Raw genomic sequence first — 25,060 nt, 5'->3', positions numbered from 1 at the left:
GCATAAACTTTTGAGTTTTGGTTGACCCAAAGTTTACGTCCTGACCTGCTCTTTTCAAAATTTAAACATGCTCTAAGTATTAAACAATTTGTGTATGTATTGTTTTTTCTTTCTGAAAAAAGGAAAGGATTAAAGCCCCTATAGCGGCTCCCACCATCAAGCCTACCAGCATGAACCCTAAGAAGGGAATCATAGAAAGTAATCTGAGTAATATGAATATGACAAATGATACTGCTATCATCAAACCTTTTCCCCAATCGTAGTGGTAATGCTTTTTGACTAAATAAGTAATCACAACTGAGCTGAAGGTTAGACCAAAAAGTACACTAAAGATGTAAAGAAACAAAGAAAAAAGGCCTAAAGGAATACCTATGACAGTCATTAGCATCAATACAATGATTAATGGAGCGCCTACATAATACAGCACCCCATACCCAAAGCTTCTTGCTGTATCTTCATAAAGAATGGTGCTTCCCTTTTCCATAATTTTGGGAAGAAATGTATGGATTAGAAAAATGAGCAGCAGTACAGAGCCAAGGTAAATGAGTACAAGGGGTATCCAACTCCAAGGTTGATCTGTCCAAAAAGATTCTTCTCCCGGCTTAAGCCCTACATCGTACTGAGCCTGTACACCATCCATAAGGCTTTCTCCAAAATTCACATCATCATCATCTGTCCAGTAGTGTACGGTACTGTAAAATTGAGCATTATTGCCAATGCTGATAGTTTCGGCAGCTAGTTTTGTCTCTCCTCTTACTGTTCCATTGATATCCACCTTTCCGCCCTGCACATCCAGCATTTTTTCACAGCTGCCACCGAAATACAAAGTCCCACCACGAGCAAGCACTTCTCCTTCTACCAAAGCTTGACTATGAACCTGACCACCCATCAATACCAAATCCTGCCCGATACTCACATTTTCATCAATCGTAATATCTCCTCCCATCACGATCAGGTCACCTCTCACTGACTGCATTACTTTTATTTCACCACCCATGACTAACAAATCCTCTCCTATCACCCCGTCAATACTTATCTCACCACCCGCCAATACCAGGTCATCAGCAATACTGTCCCGGATCAAAATTATTCCACCTCCAGCCATTACGTCTCCATCCACCGGTGCATTGATGGTAATTTGATTTCCAGCCAGATACAGGTCATGGGATACTCTGCTATTGATGAGTACTTCTTCGTTTGCCTGAAACTTTTCCATCAAGGGGTTGTCTGCCCAGGGAAGGACCAGCATCAAACTTGTCAGAAATAAAGCTTTCATGCTTGGAGATTTTAGTAATGGTATAAATTTCCAATATTGGCTACTCAGAACCAATGATATAGATCATCGTGAGAGATGACATTTATGGGTAATTTACTAAACTGCTTTTTCTCTATTTTGCACTTTAAGTGAAGATATAAAGTATCAATATCTGTTTGCTTAGGATGAAAGTATGTACTGCTGTGCTTTACATCATATCATATAAATTAACAGCCTTATGGACAAAATTCCTTCTCAGATGCAGGCTATGGTGCTTGAAAAAGCCGGAGAAGCACTTAGGCTCCAGACACTTCCAACTCCACATCCGCAAGCAGGCCAGCTGCTGATCAAAGTACATTCCTGTGGTGTGTGTCGTACTGACCTGCATATCCTGGACGGGGAACTAGACCAACCTAAACTACCTCTTATTCCGGGTCATGAAATTATAGGAACAGTAGTGGCAGTAGGTAAAGAAGTTGAACACTTTGCAATCGGAGATAGGGTAGGTATTCCCTGGCTGGGGTTTAGCTGTGGACATTGTCGCTATTGCCTTAGGGATAAAGAAAACCTGTGCGAAAACGCGCTGTTTACCGGTTACACTATCAACGGTGGATATGCAGAATATACGGTGGCAAACGAACAGTACTGTTTCCATATATCGGAGGTGTATGACGATTTACATGCCGCACCATTGATGTGTGCCGGCCTGATTGGTTACCGTTCCTATCGTATGTGTGGTGATCATTTTATTAGGCTTGGCATTTATGGCTTTGGTGCTGCCGCCCACCTGATCACTCAACTTGCAGTTTCACAAGGCAAAGAGGTATATGCTTTTACCCGAGCCGGTGATACTGAAGGACAGGCTTTTGCCAGAAAGCTAGGAGCAGTATGGGCAGGCTCTTCGGAGTTGCTTCCTCCCGAGCCCCTTGATGCAGCTATACTTTTTGCCCCGGTCGGTACCCTGCTGGTAGAAGCCTTGAAAGCCAGTGATAAAGGTGGAATCGTAGTGAGCGGTGGTATTCATATGAGTGATATACCATCTTTTCCTTATAAGCTGTTATGGGAAGAGCGACAAATACGTTCGGTAGCCAACTTGAGCAGAAAAGACGGGCAGGAGTATCTCCGATTAGCACCCCAGGTACCTATCCGTACAGAAATTCAAATCTATACATTGGCCCAGGCGAATGAAGCGCTCAGTGATTTACGCACCGGCAATGTACAGGGAGCGGCTGTTCTGAAAATATAGAGGATGGTGATTAACTTATTTCGCTCTGCCGTACTTCGGGAGAATAATGTATCAGGTATATTTTTCTTATGATAAAAATCATTGTATACTAAGCGCACAAATCCCATATTGAAATGCTTAAGCTTAACTTTCAATTTTGCTAAATACTTTTGCCATGACTGGACAATTAACGAACAATCAGATTGACACACTACTGATCAGCAATCTTTCCGGCAGGCTTGGCTGTTGTGCTGACGGCATACCTTATGTAGTTCCCATCGCTTATGCCTACCATCAATCTTACATTTACAGTCATACCCGGGAGGGCACCAAAGTAGAGATGATGCGCCGCAATCCTAACGTCTGCTTTGAGGTGGATCAGATTGATAACCTGGCCAACTGGCGGAGCGTAATCGTACAGGGTACTTTTGAAGAATTGCAAGGTGAAGAAGCAGAGGAAGCTATGCAGATATTAAAAAACCGCCTCACTCCTTTCCAGATAAGTGTATACAGCCTTTTTCTTTGGGATATACAGACCAAACGACTCTCTACCAAACCACAGAGCGCGGAGGTGATATTCAGGATCAAAATTACTGAGAAAAGCGGGAGATTTGAAAAAAGCGAATAGACATAAAAACATAAACGAAACCAATTGATTTAACAGTAGTACCGAGACTTTTTGTCAGCTTGAAATTTATTCTTTTGTGTGGAAAATATGCAGCTTTGGAAGCTGTAAGTAGCCCATTAAGCTTCTATTTTATCAAAATTGTCAATGATATAAGTCATCACCCAGTCTAATCTAGATCATTGAAAAGTAAAATTCAGCGAATTACTTTCGATACATATTTTTTGTTACACACAAAATCTAAAAAAGTCATGAACCTGATCACAAAACCCAAAAGAATCCTGAGCGATTTCCCTGCTTTGTTTTCCAGTTTTTTTGATGATGACTGGTTTGATGCTGATAGCCAGTGGCTTTCTCGTGTACCCGCCACCAACATTAAAGAAGAGCAGGATGCATTCTCCATTGAAATGGCTGTACCGGGAATGAGCAAAAAAGATTTTCATATCAAGGTGGAAAACGGTATGCTCACTGTAAGTTCAGAAAAAGAAGATGAAAGCAAGGAAGATAAAAAGCATTATCGCAGAAGAGAATATAACTACCGATCATTCTCTCGTTCATTTTCTTTGCCCGAAACTGTAAAAGCTGAGGATATAAAAGCGAAATACGAAGATGGGCTGCTCAAGCTTAGCATCCCTAAAAAGGAAGAAGTCAAAAAGGCACCCAAAAAGGAAATTAGCATACAGTAATCTAAAAATAAATAGCAGGTAAATTATCCTGAAGTTCATTATCTTCAGGGTGTACCTGCTTTTTATTTACTATCAACCCTTATCAGAAAAGATGAATTTGTAATGCTCACCAAATTACTTTCATCTTTTCTCTTATAAAACCGACCAACCAATCATGAAAAATCACATCTACCCCGCTTTCATTACACTCAGTCTTTTCTTGAGTTTATGCACCTTTTCAGTCTATGCCCAACTTATTCTGCAATGGGATAAAACGCTTGGTGGAGGAAGTTCCGATGAACTCAGTAGTGTAGTATCTACCGCTAATGGAGGTTATCTTCTTGCGGGCACATCTTATTCCAGTCCTAGTGGTGACAAAGATGCTGAAAGCCTGGGAGGGCCTGACTACTGGATTATCAGAGTGGATGCATCTGGCAACAAGCTTTGGGATCAGTCATATGGTCATATTCCTGCTGACTACAGGGACAGTGACTGGGATTTTTTACATACAGCAATAGCCCTGGATGATGGAGGCTTCTTATTTGGAGGCTTTAGCCAATTTAGTTTAAAGATTATTAGAACTGATGAAGCTGGCAATACCTTATGGCAGACAGGTTTTGTTTCTCAAGCTGAAGTTTTGAATAAGTTGATAGCATTATCGGATGGTAGCTTCATAGCGTTTGCAGAAACTCCTGAATACGGTAGAGTAATATTTAAATTAGATAGCGGAGGTCATATTGTATGGTATAAAACATTTGCTTCAACTAATAACGAAATGGGTAGTGCTGTGCAAACCGAGGATGGTGAATTTATGGTCGCTTTATACTCTAATGCTGATGCCTCAATATATAAAAGTGAAGACAGTAAAGGAGGCTATGACTACTGGCTCATCAAACTAGACGCTGAAGGCAATGTCCTCTGGGACAAGACCATCGGTGGTAATGGGGATGATGAACTACACAGCATCCTGCCTACTCCTGACGGTGGTTACCTCCTGGGGGGGTACTCCAACTCTGATGCCTCCAGCGATAAATCTGAGAACAGCAAAGGGGATACTGACTTCTGGATCGTCAAAACAGATGATGAGGGAAATGTGCTCTGGGACAAGACCATTGGTGGGAGTGCTAGTGATCAGCTCTACGATATGATGCCTTTCAATAGTGATAGCTACCTGCTGGGTGGTTCTTCTGATTCTGATGCTTCAGGGGATAAAAGTGAGGACAGCAAAGGAGAGATGGATTACTGGGCAGTCATTGTGGATAGTGAAGGCAATCCTACCTGGGATAAGACCATCGGCAGTGAAGGTGCTGACCTCTTTGAGAGCATGACCCAAAGTCCGGATGGTAGCTTTGTCCTGGCAGGCACCTCTAACGCCAATGCTTCAGGAGATAAAAGTGAGGATAGCCGGGGCGGTAATGACTTCTGGGCCGTCAAAGCCATTGCTGAGGATAATACTTTCATTGAACAACTGAGCTGGGTAGATGCCCAGTCAGATACTGAAGTTCAAGCCTTCAAAGAGGGTGATGTCATCAACCTGGCGGAACTTAGCACTAATGCATTCAGCATAGAAGCGCATACCCAACCTGAAACTGTGGACAGTGTGGTATTTGAACTCACTGGCCCTATCAACCATCAGCAGACCGAACGCAGATTACCTTATGCCCTCTTCGGGGATGACAATGGGAATCTCAATGGGAGGGAATGGCCAGTGGGAGAATATACCATTACTGCTACGCCCTACCTCTTGGGTAAAGCTAGTATTGCTACCACGCTTTCTTTCCAACTCATACAGAACACTGCTATCGCCCGGCCTGATGTGGAATGGGACAAAACCCTGGGTGGTATGATGGAGGATATCCCTGCCAATGCCATCCCTACCCCTGATGGAGGCTATCTGATCGCGGGGACTTCAGACTCCAACAGCTCAGCAGAGAAAAGTGAGGACAGTAAGGGAGACTCTGACTACTGGGTAGTCAAAACCGATGCCCGGGGTAATAAACTGTGGGATAAAACCTTTGGAGGGACTGAGGGAGAAACACTCATTGAAGCTTTCCTTACTGAGGATGGAGGCTTCTTACTTGCCGGTCATTCTGCTTCCGGCGCTTCAGGAAATAAAACCGCTACCCAAACCGGCAACTGGCTGGTCAAATTAGACTCCCAGGGTAATAAAATCTGGGATAAAATCATTGAAGGTGACCCCTTCCTGGTCATTAGCCCCGCTGATGATGGTGAGTTTTTACTGCTGGAAGGATATTTTACATATATACTTACCAAAATTGACAAGGATGGTGATGTGCTCTGGACTAAAGCATTAGAATTTACTGAATTCAACTCATTTATCCATATGGGGCTGGAAAGTATCATACTTACTGCTGATAGAGGTTTTGCTCTGGGAGGGTTTGTTACTAATTTTCCTGACGACTTATGGCTGGCAAAAATTGATGCCGAGGGAAATAAACTATGGAGTAATGTATATAGTGTCGGAAACTGGGATTATGGCAAGATCAATATTAGTGTCTCTTTAGATGGTAAGTACTTACTGGGAGCTGAAGAGTGGTTTTATGGCTATGATGTTCCCGTAAAGCCCTCCGCTGAATATTTTGTCATTAAGGCAGATGAGCTTGGCAATGAACTCTGGAGAAAAGAGTATGGAGGAAGAGGGCCTGATAATTTAAGCAGTACTATTGCTACTGATGATGGTGGGTTTATTTTGGCAGGACATTCCGGCTCCGCGGATGGCGATAAAACTGAGCCTAGTGTAGGTGCAAATGATTACTGGCTGATCAAGATTGATGCGGAGGGTAACATCCTGTGGGACAAAACCATAGGAGGAACTGACCATGATGAACCTCATCATATCACCATGACCCAGGATGGGGGCTTGATTATCTCAGGTTCCTCTAATTCTGATGCCTCCGGTGATAAGTCCGAAGACAGCCGTGGTGGCTCTGACTTCTGGATAGTGAAGCTGGAAGGTAACCGATCTCCTCTCTCTGTCAGTAATATTACCCTTATCAATGCTGATGCCAATCAGGAAATTCAGGTCATCAACCATGGGGATATCATCAACCTCAATGATTTGTCTACTACTCTCTTCAATTTTGAAGCCCATACCTACCCTCCCACTGTCGGTAGTGTCCAATTGGCTTTATCTGGTCCACTTTTTCATCAACAAACTGAGAACTTCGCGCCCTATGCTCTCTTCGGTGATGACCCCAGGGGAGACTATAATGGACAGGAACTGCTGCCCGGTCAGTACCAGATCACCGCTACGCCCTATTCCGATAAATTACTTAAAGGTGTTGCCGGTACACCCAAAACTGTCAGCTTTACTCTTATTGACAGTGAGCAGCCGCTCTATGCTATCAGCCTGGACCTTTATGACGCCGTCACCGATACCTGGCTGTTTACCCTGGAGAATGGCGCTACAGTTGAGCTCAACAGCATCGCCAATCACCAGCTCACTGTGCTGATGAATACCATGCCTGAAGTGGTGGGCAGTGTCAAAGTGGTTCTCAGTGGACCTATCAATTACTCCTATATTGAGAATACTGCTCCTTATGCCCTTTTCAGAAACAGTGGAGAGGACTACTTTGGCAGAAGTTTCCCTCCCGGAGCGTATATGCTTTCGGCTACTGCTTATGCTGAACCCAATGCCCAGGGAGAGGCATGGGTAACCAAAACCGTAGGTTTCTATGTCACCGATGTGGGGACTAATACGGCAAGCAGCTTAAGGGTCTTTCCTGTGCCTGCTACCTCAACACTCAACATCAGGATAGAATCTTTGCAGGGCAGGTCGGAAATCAAACTCCTTGATAAACTGGGAAATACCTTGCTTCAACAAGTGTCTGATCAGCCACTCCAACAGTTGGACCTAAGCAGCTTACCCAAAGGAATTTACTTTATTAAGATTAGTGACCACAAGGATACCCAGACCTTCAGAATCGTCAAAGAATAAATGATGTATTCACTTATGACTAATCTATAGCTTCATAACTGCTATAGATTAGTCAAATCTTAAACCATTTAAGAGATGAAAAATTTATTTCCCATATTTTTGATAAGCACCTTGCCAGCATTTGTATGCTCCATTACATCTTTTGCGCAAGAGGCACCCTTATTCCATTCAGCAGACAAAAGCGGCAATCCAACCTCAAACATTAACGCAACGCTGAATGAAGTAAGTGATAGTGAATTTACATACCCAATTGTTTGAGTCACTTATCTGATTCCATCCAAACGCAGTCCACATGGAAAGGGGGTAAAGCACTTCACAACACCCTAAGAACAGGACAGCAGTACTATAAAGATCAGTTGCAAAATTAAATGGTTTCGGTTCTAAAACATTTAAAATGGAGACCCAAGCCGATGGAGTAACGCCACTAATACATGTAGTTTCACTGGACGTAACTGATGATTAGCTTAGATCACTCTTCCGCTTCAGGAGTGTCCAGGTTAGCAATGGGCCAGATACCTGGTCTGGGGAAACTTATTCCTTTGTTTTCCCCTCTTTCTGCATCCTGACCAAAATAATACAATGGCCATCCTCTGTAGGTAAGCTGATCACGTCCAAAAACAGTGATTACACCGAAGTCAGCCTCATTCAAGCTACTGGGAAGTGCTTCAATACCCACATAGAAAATGGGCCATACAGCATCATTACTAAAGTCTTCATTGGTGAAATTATTGGTATTACGTGTATCGTTTACAAAAATGTAAAGCGTACGCCCATCGGCATCAGTTAAATATTGAGTCACTTCATCTCCTTCTGTATACTCACTGGTGTAGTTTATGCCGTCATGACCCACCAATTGTGCATTGGCCAACATCAGAGAGTAATCAGGCTTGACCACAAACCACACGTTATTGCGTCCTTCACCACTGGTTTCCCCGGCAGCTTCTATGTTTCCGTCGGAGGTAGGAGAATAGTAATATAGCGGCCATCCGTTGTAAGTGGTTTGCATACTACCATCTGTCCTGCTTAGGGTACCAAAATCAGCCTGCTCTAGGCCTGAGCCTGCTTCCAGATTTTCTGAATAATAGATAGGCCATGCGTCAAGACAACCTCCAGTGCAGGCACTTTCTCCACCGACATCCCTGGTAAAGTAATATAGTGTGTTTCCGTTTCCATCTACCAAAAATTCTCCCAGAGAAGCATTGGAACCCAGATTAATTTCTCCGGACGCATCGGGGCTAGGATCTTCCCCATCGTCATCGTCACAGACTGTCAAAAGGAATAAGGAAGACAGTAAAATAAAGAGGTTGAGTAGTTTCATTTGAGTTTTCATGGTGGTATTAGTTTAGTAAAAAATCATCTCTCTGATATTTTTGAATTGGAAACTGTTTGAATGATTTATTGAGCAACAGTATGATCAATACAGGGATACCAGCCGGAAGGGTTGCTTGAAGAACATTTCAAAAGCAAATATTTATTAGACTGCAATTAATTATGCTACAGGTATTGGAAAAATGGTCTGCATTCAGTAAAGGCTCAGCCCCTGCTTTGGAAAAAAGGTCATTTTCAGATACTTTTCCGAGGAAATATTTTTAACAACAACCTATACCATGACTTTCAAAACCGCTTGTTCACCACTATTCAAGTTATCAGAAATACGTATCACTGCTTTTTTGTTATTGATTATCAGCCTGAATGCCTACGCTCAAACTCCCAACATACTTTTTATCATTTCCGATGACTTAAACACTCGTATTGGTCCCTACCTGGATATCAATCAGCATACGCCTAATCTGGATCGTCTGGCCAGAGAGGGTGTGCGCTTTGAAAGGGCTTACTGCCAATACCCTATCTGTGGACCTTCCCGAGCATCATTAATGAGTGGTCTGTATCCAGAAACCAATGGTGTATTAGGAAATAATGACCAGCTCGGTAGCTATAGTGCGGAAACTCCTGCGCTGGCAGACCATCCTTCTATGGCAGGCTTTTTTCGTGAAAATGGTTATTATACCGCCAGGGTATCCAAAATATTTCATATGGGTGTGCCAGGTGGGATAGAGCGTGGCGACGCAGGAGGAGACGACCCGGAATCATGGGATTATGCTTACAATGTAATGGGCCCTGAAACCTTAAGCTCCGGCACACTTGAATTGCTCTCTCCTAAAAACCTTCATTACGGCTCTAACTTTGCCAGGATGATCCTGCCGGATGAACTCGCACCTACACAAACTGATTATCTCGCTACCAGCCAGGCGATAGCCATTCTGGAAAACCGTGCGACCAAACCGGCTGAAAATGGTACCAACAAACAGAAATTAAAACCAGAGTCTCCCCTTTTCCTGGCAGTGGGATTGGTACGGCCTCATGTTCCTTTAATTGCACCGGAACGCTGCTTTGAACATTACCCTGAGGGCGATGTAAAACTCCCCCCTGGCATAGTGGCTGATAATGTGCCACCTTCAGCCCTCAGAAGGCAAAATGATAAAATATGGGGAATGAATGAGACTCAACAGAAACAAACCATCAGTGCTTATATGGCGAGCGTACGTTTTATGGACGAACAGGTCGGCAGGCTACTAAATACCCTTGATCGCTTAGGAATTCGTGATGAAACTATCGTTGTCTTCATATCTGACCACGGTTATAATCTGGGCGAACATGAATGCTGGTCAAAAATAAGCCTTTGGGAAGGAAGTGTACGTGTGCCCATGATTATTTCAGCTCCGGGCTACGAAGACTATTATGGCAATACTTCTCAGTCTATTGTGGAGTTGATAGACCTGTATCCCACTCTGGCTGATCTTTGTGATTTATCTGATCAAAAACCTGATATACTCCAGGGTAAGAGTCTCTTGCCTGTACTTAGGGGTAGTGATACCCAGACTCAAGATACAACTGCTTATACGGTGAGCTACGGTGGTACTGCTGGAGCAATCACGACTGAAAGATGGAAATACACACGATGGGATAAGCAAATCAATACAGGAAATGAAGAATTGTATGATCATCAAAATGATCCTGAAGAATACCACAACCTGGCAGGTGAACCTGCATACCAAAAGATACTTGAAGCGCTAAGGATGGAGTTTGACGAACTTAGTAATTTGGCAAATACAGCCTTAGAAAATAATTGATTGCACTTTAACTTAGATTAGAAAAAACATAAGTTGATAAAAATCCATAATGGTTTTAAATCAGTAGTATCAAGCTAAATCTATAATCAAAAATTTTGTCCTTAAACGTTATCTATACTCCAACCAGGCAGTAGCTGTCACATTTTTATCACTTCTGAATCTTATCCAGCGGGATTGAAAATTATCTGGAAAAGTATGTTCAAAAGTCTCTCCCGGAGCAACACTTACCTCTTGGTAAATCATCCAAGGTCCGTGTCCAATAGGCTCTACCTCAATGGTAAAAGTCACAGCTTTATCCCCATCATGAGAAAGGGACAAAGTACGCTCATCATAAAAACCAATGAGATAGGGATCTGAAGGCTGATCGGTTTTGACAACAGTATCTTTCCAGGGACCACCTTTTCCAACAGGCTTGCCCATTTTCCACAAGTCGTCAATCACGCCTGCCCATATAGCAGCGTTACCATCAGCTGAAACTATCATATGTGGGTTGTCTTTCCCTTTATCAGGATCAATTCCACTCATGATCAGCATACCTCTGTAACTTGCATAGTCGTGAATTCTGAAATTGTGTGAGCTTACCGGACGAATCTTGGCAAATCCATCAGCATTCTCAGCAGGTAATTCATAAAAAGTACCGTGGCAGTTGAAAAGGTCACGTTCAGTAGCCACTTCCCGGGCAATCCGAAGTACTCCTGCATCAGTCAATTGTGTAAATGACTCATCTCTTTTAGGCAATCGCCATCTTCTCCCCTGATCATCTACAATCAATACTGAAGATTCTTCAACGGTGATTACATTTTGCGGAATGGCAAATTTCTCTTTGATAAAATCTTGGGTCTCAGCATCATCCTTTGCCTGCAACTCCATATTAGCATTGAGCTCATAATAGCCTGATTCAGTAGCCTTATTTCCTTCTATCCCAAATGCGCTGACACCTAATGCCCGACGATTATCCCCAAGTCCATATAGTAAACCTCCTATAGAGTTTGCCTGGTTTACTTCAGATAAGCCATCAAACATAGCATTGGCCCTAGTAGATCTATTTTCCTGATCGGCATAATAAAAGTGAACTGTGGCTGTAGTAGGTTTATCGGTTACTATACGTATCCATTCTCCAGCCTCATTAGAATCAAAATCCAGGTGGACCGTTGCTCCTGCCTCAATATTGATATTCTCTAAAGTAGACCAATCGTTATTTCCTTGCTTGTCCACTTCCAAAGTAAATTTTACACTTTGCTCTCCATCATTCTTGATCCAGGCGGAGCGATGAGGCCATCCGGCAAAAAGAAATGGCTCAGAGGGTGTATCGGCTGGTACTTCTTCACTCAGCCACACTGCTCCTTCTGCAGTAGTTGGTCCCAGTTGATCAGGAAGCTCTGCAGAGGTAAACCATAAGTTGGAATTGGACTGGCCGGGACCTTCAATATTACCTTTTACTTTGCGTTTGTTCAAAAACTCTTTCTGGGCGGAATCGTCACAACCAAAGACTAACTGATTATTCCAACGCGTAAAGTCTCCTATAACCTTCAGGTAAGCAGAGCGGGGGCGAATACCTGCGGCATTCTCTGAAGAAAAGGTTTTAGGAAAACGCCAGAACATGCCATGCATGGTCATTAAATAATCTGGGTTTTCAGAAGTACCAATATCACGAATCCGTGGCCATTCGGTATTCCAGCCATGTGCGCCATCATAAGAATGACTGGCTTTGGGTAGACGATAAAAACTCCACTTGTTATTATCTCTCACTCCCAAGATGACTGACTTATGATCCCAACCCGTAGCCCAGATAGGATCGGTCTCAGGATTAGGATTACCATAAATTCCTCCCGGACCACTTACTTCAACAAACTGATTGCGGCGCACGATTTTCCATTCCTCCCCATCCCACTCTGCCAGCGAACCTGCTTTGATGTCAAACTCTCTGAGGGCTTCCGGTACATCTTCACCATTATTAGAATACACCAAAACGCCCTGACCTGAATAGAGGCCTTTCCCGTGAGCACCCGGCAAGAGTGGACCGTACTGGGCAGCGTTTGCTTCCTTTCTTACTACATTTCCATCCACAAAAAGCGTATGGGTTGCCAGAGTATTGACATCTACTTCATAAAAACCTTCTTCCATAGTTCCCATATACACCATCTCAGCGGGCTTGCTAAGATGACGCGCCGTACCCGTATACCGTCCAGGAGCATCTTCATATGAAATAACTTTTACATTTCTGGCAGTATCAATAGCGTATGGACCAATAAAAAGTTGCTGACTTTCTTTATGGATCAAGCGGTTGGCAGGGGTTCCTCCCACACTTTCGGGGCGAATGATTTGCTGCAGGTCAGGTGTAATTTCATAGAGCTTGTCAGATGAACCAAAAGGTAGATGAGGTCCATAGGTCACTACCCAGAGCCTGCCTGCCCAGGGTACTACCGCACCCGTTCCGCATTCTCCCTCATCATTATAATAAGCCAGATGCGGATAGATACCACTGATTTGAAAAGGTTGTGTTTTGTCAATCTTCAGTTCCTGAGCTAAAATTACTGGGGAAATCAAGATAAAAGCTATTAAAGAAAATGTAATTTTTCTCATATTGGTCTTTCTGGCAATCTTCTCAGAAACTCATTCACATTAACTGTAAGTCTCCTACAAAGTGAGTTTTCAAAGCAAGTGTAGATGCTGAGTATTTCAGCTATTACTATCGTAATTAATCTTTATCAGAATATATGGCTGCAATGTCACAGTCTTAAATATAGAATAAACACACTGACTGTCAGTGAAAAAAAGTATGTTGAATGTAAATATGCAAAAAATATGAGAGGTAGAATGAATAAAGCCAAAAATCTCAACTACTACTTGACTAGAAGCTTTAGCAGGTCAAATTTTAAAGCACCACTTTTTACTTTGGGAAAAGGGATAAAGGAAGATAAAAAAATATAGAACTACTGCATTTCAGAATTAAAAAGCATACTATAATCTTTAATCTAGAAATTGTAAATCAGTGTTTACATCACCATCAGTTTTTCGGTACTTTTAAAACTGCCTGCCTGTAAAATCAAATGAAATACTCCTTTTGGCAAAGTCGAAACATCAAGATGCAATTGGTGTTCACCAGGAGCTTTTCTCTCTCTCAAAACCTTTTTTACAAGTTTACCTTGCTGATCCAGTAACTTAAGTTCAACCAAACTCGGTGTGTTAATTCTGAACTTTATGAGTGTAAGTGAAGATGCAGGGTTTGGCGAACAGGGTTCCAGATAAAAGCGCTCCTTGATAAAGTCGTTCTCCACTCCTAATACAGGATTGCCGATAAGAGATAGTTTTTGATCATTCCATACGAAGTCTTCAAAACGCGTCTTTTGGATAGCCTCTGGAGAAGCTTCAAACCAGTCTTGTACGATTGCTCCAAATACCTGACGGTAATCATGTTGCATACGGAGGTTATTTCTGTCCAGATCATATAGGTCAGGGTTAGTTCCGGTAATACCGGGTTTCACATGATTTCCAAATATGAGCATGGGAGCTGAAGTACCATGGTCTGTTCCCCAACTTCCGTTGGAAGCTGCCCGTCTGCCAAATTCTGACATGGTCAGGGTAAGCACCCTGTCTTCCAGTCCCAAGCCTTTTAGGTCATTTTGGAAAGCTTTTACTGCCTCGGATAAGTGATAAAGCAGAGCTGCATGCACCCCCATAGTAGCATCATAGCTCTCTACCTGAGAAGCATGGGTATCAAAACCACCGATACGAGCAAGGAAAATTTTGGTCTTACATCCTCCACTGAGTAGTCGGGCAATCATTTTCAGCTGAGGAGCCAGAGCGTTTCTAAGTGAATTTTTGGGGGCATTGTAGGGATAAGTTTCTGGGTATTGTACCGAAGGGCTATTGTTTCCTTTTTCAAAAACTTCCTTCAATCTACCCGCATATTGATTGGATTTCTTCTCAATATCCATAATCCACTGAAGTTCATGTCCGTAGTGCGTATTGGCTACGGATTCGGGAGGCTCCCCTCCTACACTATTGATCAGATTATAAAACTGCTCAGGATTGCTTACCGATACAGCGGTTGGAATCCCATTGGCTCTATGAAAAGCCAGTGATACCGCATTACCAATTTCAAGCCCCAGAGGATCTTGCATATCAGCCGTTGGATATGACTCAGGATAACCAGGATAAATATGATCCAGGTATCTCCCCATCCAGCCCGAACCAATGTATTCATCATAATCACCACCCATAAACCAGATATCCCGACTCCTGAAGTGTGAAGCATTCAGGTTTTCGTAAGAAACTCCCTGAACAATACCAACTTTACCCTGATCATAAAGCTCTTTTACACCAATCATATCAGGATGTATTCCCGCCTGCTTTTCCTCACTCAGTGTACTATCCAAAGTTACATAGCGTCGTTTTCCATGGTCAGGAATGGCAATGTTTGGCCTGATATTGTAATACTGACTATATTGACTGATGGGAATAATAGTATTCAGCCCATCATTACCACCGTGCATCTGAATGATGACCAGCACCCTGTCATTATTACCACTGGAGGCAAGTCTTTGCATCTCTCCACTCTGGCCCATCACGCTTAGTGGCAAGCCATTCAACATCAGGGCTCCACCAGCGGCAGACATATTTTTAAGGAAATTTCTTCTTCTCATGATTTGATGCTTATGATAATTGGTATTCTGGTGATTGGATAATTGTGTGAATAAGGCTTTCCAACTGAACCCTTACCGCTGTGTCATCTCCTGTACTTTGAAATTTTTCCCACTCTTTTCTCCAGTTGATCTCAGACAACTCATCCAGAAGTATTGTCTTACGAAAATATTGGAAGCGCTCCTCAGTGATTTCCTCAGGAAGCATATAATCTACCAGCTCCCTCACTAATTTTTCTGCATCAGTTGGGTCAGTGATATTGGCTGTATCATCAACATAGGCCACGATATCCAATTGATATAGCAGCTGATCTTCATCATTTTTTATTCCTTCAATAAGAAGGCGTGAAAACTCATACCTTCTGGCCAGATAGTTCGTACTGATCCAGTTTCTGTGAAATGCCGGTGCCTGATGATAGGCCGCATAACCAGCCACTTCATAAGGTTCATAAAAATCCAGCCCCTGATCACTCAATACTTTGAGTACCCCTTTCCCATAAGCTTCATAGAAAAGATTCAAATCGGTATTCTGAGAAGGCATATCCACTTTGAAAAAGCGGAAAGCTCCTATCATTAATTCTAATGGTGATTTAATAATCCCGCCAGTGTTATTATCTTCTTTTTCCTGATTATCCAGATCGTAGAAATGCTGACTGCTGAAAAGTGTGGTAAGTACAGGTTTAAGCTCGTAATTTGAGGCTTTGAGCTCCTGCGCCAGTGGCAGAATCACATTTTGCTCTACCTCATCGGTGATTTCGTAGTAGACAAAGTAGCGATAGAGTTTTCTGCAAATGTGTTGGGCTGTGGCTTCTTTGGCAAAAACCATTTCTACCAGCTGATCAATTTCGTCAATGGCAGCTTCAGGAGTAGCTTTTCCATCAATTACTTCAGCAGGGCTGATTGTCTGATTTCCAAATACGTGACTAAACTGCTTAACTGTAGCATCATGTCTGATAGCTAAACCTGCGTCATTGGTCTGAACAATGACCTGCGCCAGTCCAGTTTCAGGATCAAAAGTTGAGAATTCTTTATCTTCTTTAAATCCCGAAAAAATCTTGGAAGCGGCTATAACATCATCTTCTGTGTAATTAGTGTAGTCCGTTGGGCCCACCTGTGGACCTTTGCCAATAGTATAAAGTTCTAAAAATTCCCGTGCAAAATTTTCATTGGGTTTACCTATTTCATTGAGATAACCATCCAGAAAACGGAGCATGGCATGATCCAGACATATTTTTTTGGCAACAGTTTTAAAATTACCCAGTGAATATTCTCGGAATAGCTGAATCTGATAATATAATGCAGGGGCGTAGCGCATACGCGACTCCATGGTGGTAAAATGCGTATGCATGAAAAAGCTCATTTTCTCCACTGCTGATAATGGGGCTTTTACCATCTGATCCAGCCACCAACACTTTACATGCTGCATGAGTGCCTCATTTCCACTGTTGACATCGGTGGGCGCAGGGCTCAGCCAGCTTTGTCCTGTAGCAGGATCAATTGGAGAGGGAAAATCTTCCGGATCTTTGAGCAGTTTTTCAACCGCTTGCTGAGTAGTATACTGGGCGAAGGTATCGATTTCCTTTTTGCTTGCTCCAAAGGTTAGCCTTCGCAACAGATGAGCCGCCTTTTTCCGGCCTAGAGTATCTTGATATGAAGTAAGTGAAGCCATAAAAAATCGTTAAAAACAAATGCTATGGCTTCAATAATAGTACGAATCAGCAGTGATATTCTTGATAAAGAGATGAGTATGTTACACAAATAAAGATTTCAAAGAGTTAATACAATAATATAACTAATCCTATGCTAAAGCTTATTTTAGCAACTTTGGAGCGGTATAAATTTAAATATTTCTAATAATAACTTTTATTTATACAATTTTTTGATAGGAATATCCTAATAGCTAGCTAAATATTACCATTGTGCATGTACTTCTTTACGGAAGTAATGATCGTAAACTGCTTTTACTTTTTGCATTTCCGTTTCACTTAAAGGAGCCATATCACTGGCTTTTACATTTTCCAAAGCTTGTTCGGGGCGAGAGGCACCGGCAATCACTGTGCTTACTTCAGGATACATGAGCACCCATTTTAACGCGATATCAGTAAGCGACTCTTTTCTGTCTGCAAATATTTGCTGTATTTCATCTACTGCTTGCAAACCTTTTTCATAATCTACGCCGGAGAAAGTCTCACCTTTGTCAAAGGCTTCTCCATTTCTGTTGAAATTGCGATGATCACCTTTTTCAAAACTGGTGTTTTTACTAAACTTACCGGTAAGCAAACCGCTAGCCAGCGGAACTCTTACGATTATCCCCACATTATTCTTAGCGGCTTTCTCAAAAAATTCCTCTGCAGGCTTCAGGCGGAAAATGTTAAAAATTATTTGTACGCTAGTGACATTGGGATATTCTATAGCCTTGAGGGCTTCCTCTACTTTTTCTACACTTACGCCCAGATTGCGAATTTTCCCTTGCTGTTTTAGCTTGTCAAATGTCTCAAAATACTCCGGACGGTCATAAATTTCAGATGGAGGACAGTGAAATTGAATAAGGTCCAGCGTTTCTAAGCCGGTATTTCTTAAGCTATCTTCTACAAATCCCACCAGTTTTTCAGGAGAATAGGCATCTGCAGTATGCGGCTGAGTTCTGCGACCACATTTGGTAGCAATATAAACTTCTTCAGCTCTTGCTTTTACTACCTGGGCTACAGCCTTTTCACTCAGTCCATCAGAGTAGACATCTGCAGTATCAATAAAATTTACTCCCTGATCAATTGCGTTATTGATGATAGCTTCAGCATTGGCCTGATCAAAAGTTTCTCCCCACTTTCCTCCAACTTGCCAGGTACCTAATGAAACTTCTGATATATCAAATCCTGTTTTACCAAGTCTTCTATACTTCATAAAATTGTTATTATTGAGTTTTAGTAATAATATTTAAAAAAATAAGTTCCAGAAGAAAACTACGAGCTTTCTATGAGATTAACAGCATACTACCTGCTCTTGTTGACTTGCCTTATGATATGGCTTCAGGCATGCCAGGTAGAAAAGACTGAACAGAGTAAGATCCAAGCTAAAGCTGAAGTTGAGACTGAGGTAGACAGTATCAACTGTGAAAGCCTATATGATACCGCTTATGCCCAATGGATGTCTGATAAAGCCAGGCAGATAGATAATTATTTTTCAGCCAAACATAAAGTTGGTTTGTTTAATGGAACTATTCTATTTGCCGATGGTGGTAATGTGATCATCAAAAAAGCTTACGGTTTTGCTAATTTCCGGGAAGATGACTCATTAACCGTTAATTCAGCTTTTCAGTTAGCTTCAGTGACCAAACCACTGACTGCACTGGCAGTAATCTGGCTCAAGGAAAGAGGCTTAATTTCTTATGATGACTCTGTCCAGCATTTTTTCCCTGACTTTCCTTACGAAGGTATAACGGTGCGTATGCTGCTGACACACCGCTCAGGATTGCCCAATTATATGTATTTCGCGGATGAACATTGGCTTGATAGGCAAGTGCCTATCTCAAATGATGATGTACTTTGCCTGATGAAGACTTATGAACCTAATATCTACTACATTCCTGATTACCGTTACAATTATTGTAATACGAATTACAGCTTGCTGGCTTCCATCATAGAGAAAGTGACTGATATGAGCTTCGGAGATTTTATGAAAGCTCACATATTTGACCCTATTGGTATGGATGACAGCTACGTTTATTCAAAAGCACGTAATCCTGACATGGAGCATAGCACCACAGGTTACGATAGACGAAGGGTGGCCGAAGACACTTATCTGAATGGGGTAACCGGAGACAAAGGGATATATGCAAGTGTGGAAGATCTCTTTAAACTTGATCAAGCGCTTTACAAAGATTCTTTTCTTTCTCAGCAAAGTCTGACTGAAGCCTATCTGGCTGCCCATCCGGAACTGTATGCTCACGATAATTATGGCCTGGGCTGGAGAATTAATGAACAGCCTGATTGCAGCAAGATAGTCTTTCACAGTGGCTGGTGGAAAGGGTATCGGACTCACTTTATCCGTTTACTGGATAAGAAGCAAACCATTATAGTATTATCCAATACCAACAGAAGCAGATTTGTAAGCACCCGAGATTTATTAAACCTGATGGATGCCTAAACATTTCTTTCCAGGTACTCAATAATTTTACCTGCCACATCCACACCCGTAGCCTTTTCAATGCCTTCCAGACCGGGAGAAGAGTTTACTTCTATGATCAAGGGACCACGATTGGATTGTAAAATATCCACCCCTGCTACCCCAAGGCCTAATTTACGAGCTGATACTACAGCTGCATGTTCTTCTTCCTCCGTTAACTCAATTATTTCAGCTTTGCCTCCTCTATGCAAGTTAGATCTGAACTCTCCTTCTTTGGCCGTTCTTTTCATAGCTCCTACAACCTCACCATCTACCACAAAAGCCCTGATATCTGATCCTTTGGACTCTCCAATAAATTCCTGAACGATAATCCTTGCTTTTAATCCGTTAAATGCTTCAATAACCGATTTTGCAGCTTTTTTATTTTCTGCAAGTACTACCCCCAGGCCCTGAGTACCTTCCAATAGCTTAATAATAACCGGAGCGCCACCAACTTCACTCAAAATTTCGTCGGTTTCTTTGGCATAATTGGTAAAAACTGTTTTAGGAAGGCCTATACCTGCACGGGAGAGAACCTGTAAGCTACGTAATTTATCACGGGATCGGATAAGAGCCTGAGACTCCACAGCACTGAATACCTTCATCATCTCAAATTGCCGTACTACCGCGCTTCCGTAAAAGGTAACTGAAGCACCTATGCGAGGAATAATTGCATCAACATCATCAAGGTAATGCCCTTTATAGAAAACTGTTGGTTTTTTCTGTTCAATGATAATATTACACTTGAGATGATCCACAACTACTATTTCATGCCCACGTGCCTCCCCTGCTTTGAGCAGACTTTGAGTAGAATACAAATGTTCATCTCTTGATAGTACAGCAATTTTCATAAATTGGATATATTTTTAAAAAATATTGTCAGAAATAATTCTTCAAATTTAACAGTATTGATTTCATTTTTTCTCTATGAAAAAGAAAATTAAAAAAGTTATAGGCACACGCGACCGTATTGATTTACCTGAATTTAATTTATTTGAGCTTCCCTGTAAAATTGACACCGGAGCTGAATCTTCTGCTATTCACTGCCACAGAGTACGTTTAGTTGAGGTTGATGGCAAAGAGAGCATCTCGTTTCGTTTGCTGGACCCTTCTCATGAAGCATATAACAATCATGAATACCATACCTCAAACTTTAAAGAAAAAAAGATTACCAATTCATTCGGAAAATCTGAATACAGATTCTCAATCAAATGTAAGGTAGTTTTGTTTGGTGAAACATTTACTACTGATTTTACATTGGCAGATAGAGTAAGGATGCGTTATCCAATACTATTAGGTAAAAAGCTATTAAAAAACCGGTTTCTCGTTGATGTAAGTAAAATAGACCTATCCTATAAATTAAAGACGGAAAATGAAGAAAACAATCAGTAACCATACTTCTCCTTCCAATATGCCTTAAGCCGTTTTCTAAGCTCATTTTCTCTTGGATTATCTCCAGGATCATAAAATTTGGTGTTCCCGATTTCATCCGGCAAAAACTCCTGCTGCACAAAATTTCCTGGATAATCATGGGCATATTGGTACCCTTTTCCATAGCCCTCTTCTTTCATCATTTGAGTTGGGGCATTTCGGATATGCATAGGGATAGCAAGATCACCGGTATTTTTTACTAAAGACTTTGCCTGCTTGATCGCCATATAGCTGGCATTACTTTTAGGGCTGGAGGCCAGATAAGTAGTACATTGCGATAGTATTATCTCAGCTTCAGGATATCCCACCATATTGACTGCCTGAAAACAATTGGTAGCCAATACCAAAGCGGTAGGATTTGCATTACCTACATCTTCAGAAGCCAGGATTAATAATCTACGGGCGATAAATTTGGCATCCTCTCCACCTTCTATCATACGGGCCAGATAGTAAACCGCGGCATTGGGATCGCTACCTCTTATAGATTTGATAAATGCAGAAATAATATCGTAATGCTGCTCACCTTTTTTATCGTATAATGCAACTTTCTGCTGAGCTAGCTTTGTTACCAGTTCATTATTTACAATTACTTTATCTCCGGATTGCCTGATGACCAGTTCCATTAAGTTGAGTAAACGCCTAGCGTCTCCTCCTGATAACCTGAAGAGAGCATCATACTCCTCTATCAAGATCTCTTTATTTAGAGAAGACTCATTCTTCACGCGATCAATCAGTTGCTTAAGCTCATCTTTGGAAAGAGGCTCTAAATGATACACCTGACAGCGAGACAGCAAAGCTGCATTTACCTCAAAGGAGGGATTTTCGGTAGTGGCTCCAATCAGGGTTATTTGCCCTTTTTCTACCGCTCCGAGCAGAGCATCCTGCTGAGATTTGCTAAAACGGTGAATCTCATCAATAAAAAGTATGGTCTGAATCAGTCCGCCCGCCCGGTTTATTACATCTCTAACTTCTTTTACACCGGCACTAATGGCACTTAGGAAGAATATTTGCGCTTTGGATTCGTGGGCAAGGATTTGTGCCAAAGTAGTTTTACCAACTCCCGGAGGTCCCCAGAAAATGATGGATGGCAGACGACCGCTTTCCAGCATTTTTCTTAAGACACCTTGAGGCCCTGCGATATGTCGCTGACCAATGACTTCATCAAGTGTCGTTGGCCGTAATGTTTCTGCAAGTGGTTGTGTAAATAAACTCAAGTTTTTATGACTAATTGATGAATAAATAAAAAATAATTAATTTAAAATATTGAAATAAAAATAAAAATTTGTATTTTTATTACATATTTAATGAAAAATGAAGATATCTAACTTAAGAAGCAAACTGGTCAAATATCGTGAAGATATTTTAAAGAGTAATGGAAGTCCGGAGTCTATTGCAATGGGTTTTTCACTAGCCACCCTTATTGCAATTTTACCTACTCCTGGATTCGGAATTTTCCTGGCACTCTTTATTGCCTTATTTTTCAAAAAAATAAATAAGATAGCCATTGTAGCTTCTTTTGCTTTCTGGAATCCGCTGGTATTGGCCCCGATCTACTGGCTAAGTTATATAGTGGGCGGTACTTTTTATCAACCTGATCCTTCTATGCATTTTGATCTTGCTATCTTTGATCAGCTATACCATTATTCAGGAAAATTCATTTTAGGAAATGCAACCCTGGCTATCAGTTTTGCAATATTGGGCTACTTATTCGCCTACATGCTTGCTCAATATTTCATCAGAAAGAGAGAAATCCAGCAAGTCGTTGAAGTAGTACCACCCAGAAAAGATACCACTGTTTAAAAATTGTATGAGCTATTCTTTAAGCTCCCAGGTATGATCTGCCAATAGAGTTGCTTTACTTATTAGTTTTTTGAAAGGAGCACTTCTTCCCCACTCTTCTGGAGCTATCATAGACAAAACATCTGTACCATCTTTTTTCTCGTAGAGATAATACGTATGCCCTACGAGTGGTTCAAAACTCATCTGCGCTAAGTAAATCCTCTCTGATATTTCTACTCTTTGCTTAAGCTGATTGGCCTGATCTACCAAAACCTGCATCTGATCATATAGTTGTTTCATTTGCCGATCAGTTTGCTGATGCATAGCAGATACTGCCCTTCCTTTGATTTTACCTCTGTCTTCTGGTTTTATTAGAGCACCACCCACAGTATGAGGAAATGCTAAAGTCCCTGGATTCTCAGTAATTTTTTCTCTTTCTTTTTCAAGATCAATGTGTTCTAAATTTACTTTTTGGCCCTTTTTACTCAACGTTACTAGAATTTATATTTTAAAATAATCTGAACCTTATTGTGAAGGTGCTATTCTCTCTTTTAAATTAGGTTTAGACCCTGGAAATGTAGTTCGGGTAGCAATATCATAGCTGAAATATATCATTACCAATAAGAAAATGATTGCGATCAGCAGAAAGATTTTTTTGGATCTTTTCATTTTGTTTAACTTCAATCAAAAAACGTCTCCACACAAAAATAGTTCTTATTAGTAAGGTGTCAAATCAAGAAAACCTCAGGAAGATCATTCATATTGATATGGATGCATTTTATGCTTCTGTGGAGCAAAGGGACTTTCCTGCCTTGAGAAATAAAGCCGTAGCCGTGGGAGGAAGCAGTTTGAGAGGAGTCGTTGCCGCCGCCAGTTACGAAGCGCGTAAATATGGTGTGCATTCTGCCATGCCCTCCTCTCAAGCCAAAAAACTCTGTCCTCATCTGATATTTGTAAAGGGAAGAATGGAGGTGTACAAAGAAGTATCAAATCAAATCAGGGAAATATTTTTTGAATTTACTGACCTAGTGGAGCCATTATCCCTGGATGAAGCTTATCTGGATGTAAGTACGAACAAAAAAAATATCGGCTCAGCTATGAAAGTGGCTTTGCAGATCAAACGAGAGATCAAAGAAAGGACCTTTCTCACTGCCTCAGCAGGTATTTCTTTCAACAAATTTCTGGCAAAGACAGCCTCCGGTATGAATAAACCTGATGGTTTTACGGTCATACTTCCTGAAGAGGCTGAACAGTTTCTGGAAACCCTTCCCATTGAAAAATTTTATGGTATTGGTAAAGTCACTGCCAGAAAAATGCATGAGGCTGGCATCAAGAATGGGCTTGATTTAAAAAATAGAAGCTTAACAGAATTGATCAAAAGATTTGGCAAAAGCGGTAAGTTTTATCACGATATTGTGCGTGCCAAAGATGAACGCATTGTAAACCCCTCCAGAATCAGAAAATCAATCAGTGTAGAGAGAACTTTTGCCAGCAACCTTAAAACTAAGGAAGATCTTCAGGAATCAATCACTGATCTTTCTGAGAAACTGTTTCTCAGAATGCAGAAAAGTCAGGCTTACGGCCAGACTCTCACCCTCAAAATTAAATACGAAGATTTTAGTATACATACCCGCAATTCTACTTCTCCCCTGCTTTTTCGTTCTCTGGAACAAATTATTTTATATGCTCAAAGTTTGTTGGTCCATGTAGATTTAGAGCATCATCAGGTAAGGCTATTGGGCATTGGTATTTCTGCATTAAATGGTCAGGAAAAACAAAAAATTGGCAACCAACTCTCATTTGATTTCTGAAAACTCTAAAAAAAATTGAAACTACTTTTTTGCACTTAATCTTACTCTTCTCCTCCATAAAGCTGTCCAATAATGATTGTTATTCCTCTTGAAAATTACACCCTTATTACTATGTTATCTATATAGAATTCTAATAATCAGTTACTTACAACTTTACCTTCCATAATTATTCTTTATCAATCTCTTACAAACTCACTACCATACAACTTATATCAAAGGTTCAATTTTTGTATTATTCATATAAACTATTAGAAATAATAAGCGCATTAGAGGTTTAGAAGATAGTTTATCATTATGAAATACATTTTTACGGTAAACAAGTGTTCAGAAAGAGTGAATAAGTCGTTGGAGAGGCTATTTTGTGTCTTTATTGCGT

General features: G+C 41.3%; 18 protein-coding genes. 9 read left to right on the top strand and 9 right to left on the bottom strand.

The window, feature by feature from the left end; genetic code table 11:
* Positions 1-79 precede the first annotated feature (79 nt).
* On the bottom strand, positions 80-1,276 hold the full coding sequence (locus WJR50_RS30385; protein WP_341297100.1) for a bactofilin family protein: 1,197 nt from the start codon (positions 1,274-1,276) through the stop codon (positions 80-82).
* Positions 1,277-1,493: 217 nt separating this feature from the next.
* On the opposite strand from WJR50_RS30385, the gene WJR50_RS30380 reads away from it, so the two are divergent.
* The 4 genes from WJR50_RS30380 to WJR50_RS30365 all read left to right on the top strand — a co-directional run bounded on the left by WJR50_RS30380 (position 1,494) and on the right by WJR50_RS30365 (position 7,728).
* Entirely contained in the window at positions 1,494-2,501 is a 1,008-nt protein-coding gene (locus WJR50_RS30380; protein WP_341297099.1) for a zinc-dependent alcohol dehydrogenase family protein, read from the top strand.
* Positions 2,502-2,655: 154 nt separating this feature from the next.
* Entirely contained in the window at positions 2,656-3,108 is a 453-nt protein-coding gene (locus WJR50_RS30375) for a pyridoxamine 5'-phosphate oxidase family protein (protein ID WP_341297098.1), read from the top strand.
* A gap of 248 nt (positions 3,109-3,356) precedes the next feature.
* A complete protein-coding gene (locus WJR50_RS30370) occupies positions 3,357-3,791 on the top strand; it encodes an Hsp20/alpha crystallin family protein (protein WP_341297097.1) in 435 nt (144 codons plus the stop codon).
* 154 nt (positions 3,792-3,945) lie between these two features.
* Positions 3,946-7,728 (top strand): T9SS type A sorting domain-containing protein, encoded by a 3,783-nt coding sequence (locus WJR50_RS30365; RefSeq protein ID WP_341297096.1) that lies wholly within the window; start codon positions 3,946-3,948, stop codon positions 7,726-7,728.
* A gap of 469 nt (positions 7,729-8,197) precedes the next feature.
* Here the strand turns inward: WJR50_RS30365 and WJR50_RS30360 are convergent, their stop codons facing one another.
* On the bottom strand, positions 8,198-9,058 hold the full coding sequence (locus WJR50_RS30360; protein WP_341297095.1) for a COG4315 family predicted lipoprotein: 861 nt from the start codon (positions 9,056-9,058) through the stop codon (positions 8,198-8,200).
* A gap of 277 nt (positions 9,059-9,335) precedes the next feature.
* Between WJR50_RS30360 and WJR50_RS30355 the strand changes: the two genes are divergently transcribed.
* A complete protein-coding gene (locus WJR50_RS30355; protein ID WP_341297094.1) occupies positions 9,336-10,859 on the top strand; it encodes a sulfatase in 1,524 nt (507 codons plus the stop codon).
* A 108-nt stretch (positions 10,860-10,967) separates the two neighbouring features.
* Here WJR50_RS30355 and WJR50_RS30350 read toward each other — a convergent pair whose 3' ends face one another.
* From WJR50_RS30350 to WJR50_RS30335, 4 genes are all read right to left on the bottom strand, one after another.
* Complete coding sequence (locus WJR50_RS30350) at positions 10,968-13,442, bottom strand: hypothetical protein (protein WP_341297093.1); 2,475 nt, start codon at positions 13,440-13,442, stop codon at positions 10,968-10,970.
* A 413-nt stretch (positions 13,443-13,855) separates the two neighbouring features.
* Complete coding sequence (locus tag WJR50_RS30345; protein ID WP_341297092.1) at positions 13,856-15,505, bottom strand: DUF1501 domain-containing protein; 1,650 nt, start codon at positions 15,503-15,505, stop codon at positions 13,856-13,858.
* A gap of 10 nt (positions 15,506-15,515) precedes the next feature.
* A complete protein-coding gene (locus WJR50_RS30340) occupies positions 15,516-17,171 on the bottom strand; it encodes a DUF1800 domain-containing protein (protein ID WP_341297091.1) in 1,656 nt (551 codons plus the stop codon).
* Positions 17,172-17,413: 242 nt separating this feature from the next.
* Complete coding sequence (locus WJR50_RS30335; RefSeq protein ID WP_341297090.1) at positions 17,414-18,403, bottom strand: aldo/keto reductase; 990 nt, start codon at positions 18,401-18,403, stop codon at positions 17,414-17,416.
* Positions 18,404-18,475: 72 nt separating this feature from the next.
* Between WJR50_RS30335 and WJR50_RS30330 the strand changes: the two genes are divergently transcribed.
* Positions 18,476-19,645, top strand: coding sequence for a serine hydrolase domain-containing protein (locus WJR50_RS30330; protein ID WP_341297089.1), 1,170 nt, complete (start codon positions 18,476-18,478; stop codon positions 19,643-19,645).
* On the opposite strand, the gene rimK is transcribed toward WJR50_RS30330, so the two are convergent.
* Positions 19,642-20,514, bottom strand: a complete 873-nt coding sequence (gene rimK, locus WJR50_RS30325; protein ID WP_341297088.1) for a 30S ribosomal protein S6--L-glutamate ligase — start codon at positions 20,512-20,514, stop codon at positions 19,642-19,644. The two genes, WJR50_RS30330 and rimK, sit on opposite strands and share 4 nt — an antisense overlap.
* A gap of 76 nt (positions 20,515-20,590) precedes the next feature.
* On the opposite strand from rimK, the gene WJR50_RS30320 reads away from it, so the two are divergent.
* Complete coding sequence (locus tag WJR50_RS30320) at positions 20,591-21,055, top strand: ATP-dependent zinc protease family protein (protein ID WP_341297087.1); 465 nt, start codon at positions 20,591-20,593, stop codon at positions 21,053-21,055.
* Here the strand turns inward: WJR50_RS30320 and WJR50_RS30315 are convergent.
* Positions 21,049-22,308 (bottom strand): replication-associated recombination protein A, encoded by a 1,260-nt coding sequence (locus tag WJR50_RS30315; RefSeq protein ID WP_341297086.1) that lies wholly within the window; start codon positions 22,306-22,308, stop codon positions 21,049-21,051. The genes WJR50_RS30320 and WJR50_RS30315 overlap by 7 nt on opposite strands.
* A gap of 97 nt (positions 22,309-22,405) precedes the next feature.
* Here WJR50_RS30315 and WJR50_RS30310 point away from each other — a divergent pair, with 97 nt between their 5' ends.
* Entirely contained in the window at positions 22,406-22,894 is a 489-nt protein-coding gene (locus WJR50_RS30310; RefSeq protein ID WP_341297085.1) for a DUF2062 domain-containing protein, read from the top strand.
* Between the two features lie 12 nt (positions 22,895-22,906).
* Here the strand turns inward: WJR50_RS30310 and WJR50_RS30305 are convergent, their stop codons facing one another.
* Positions 22,907-23,362 carry a DUF2452 domain-containing protein gene (locus tag WJR50_RS30305; protein WP_341297084.1) on the bottom strand — a complete coding sequence of 152 codons (456 nt, stop codon included), beginning with the start codon at positions 23,360-23,362 and terminating at the stop codon, positions 22,907-22,909.
* A 236-nt stretch (positions 23,363-23,598) separates the two neighbouring features.
* On the opposite strand from WJR50_RS30305, the gene dinB reads away from it, so the two are divergent.
* On the top strand, positions 23,599-24,684 hold the full coding sequence (gene dinB, locus WJR50_RS30300; RefSeq protein WP_341297083.1) for a DNA polymerase IV: 1,086 nt from the start codon (positions 23,599-23,601) through the stop codon (positions 24,682-24,684).
* The last annotated feature ends 376 nt before the right edge of the window (positions 24,685-25,060 follow it).

The organism is Catalinimonas locisalis, from assembly GCF_038039535.1.
Taxonomy (GTDB): domain Bacteria; phylum Bacteroidota; class Bacteroidia; order Cytophagales; family Cyclobacteriaceae; genus Catalinimonas.
This window is presented reverse-complemented; position numbering and strand designations above follow the sequence as displayed.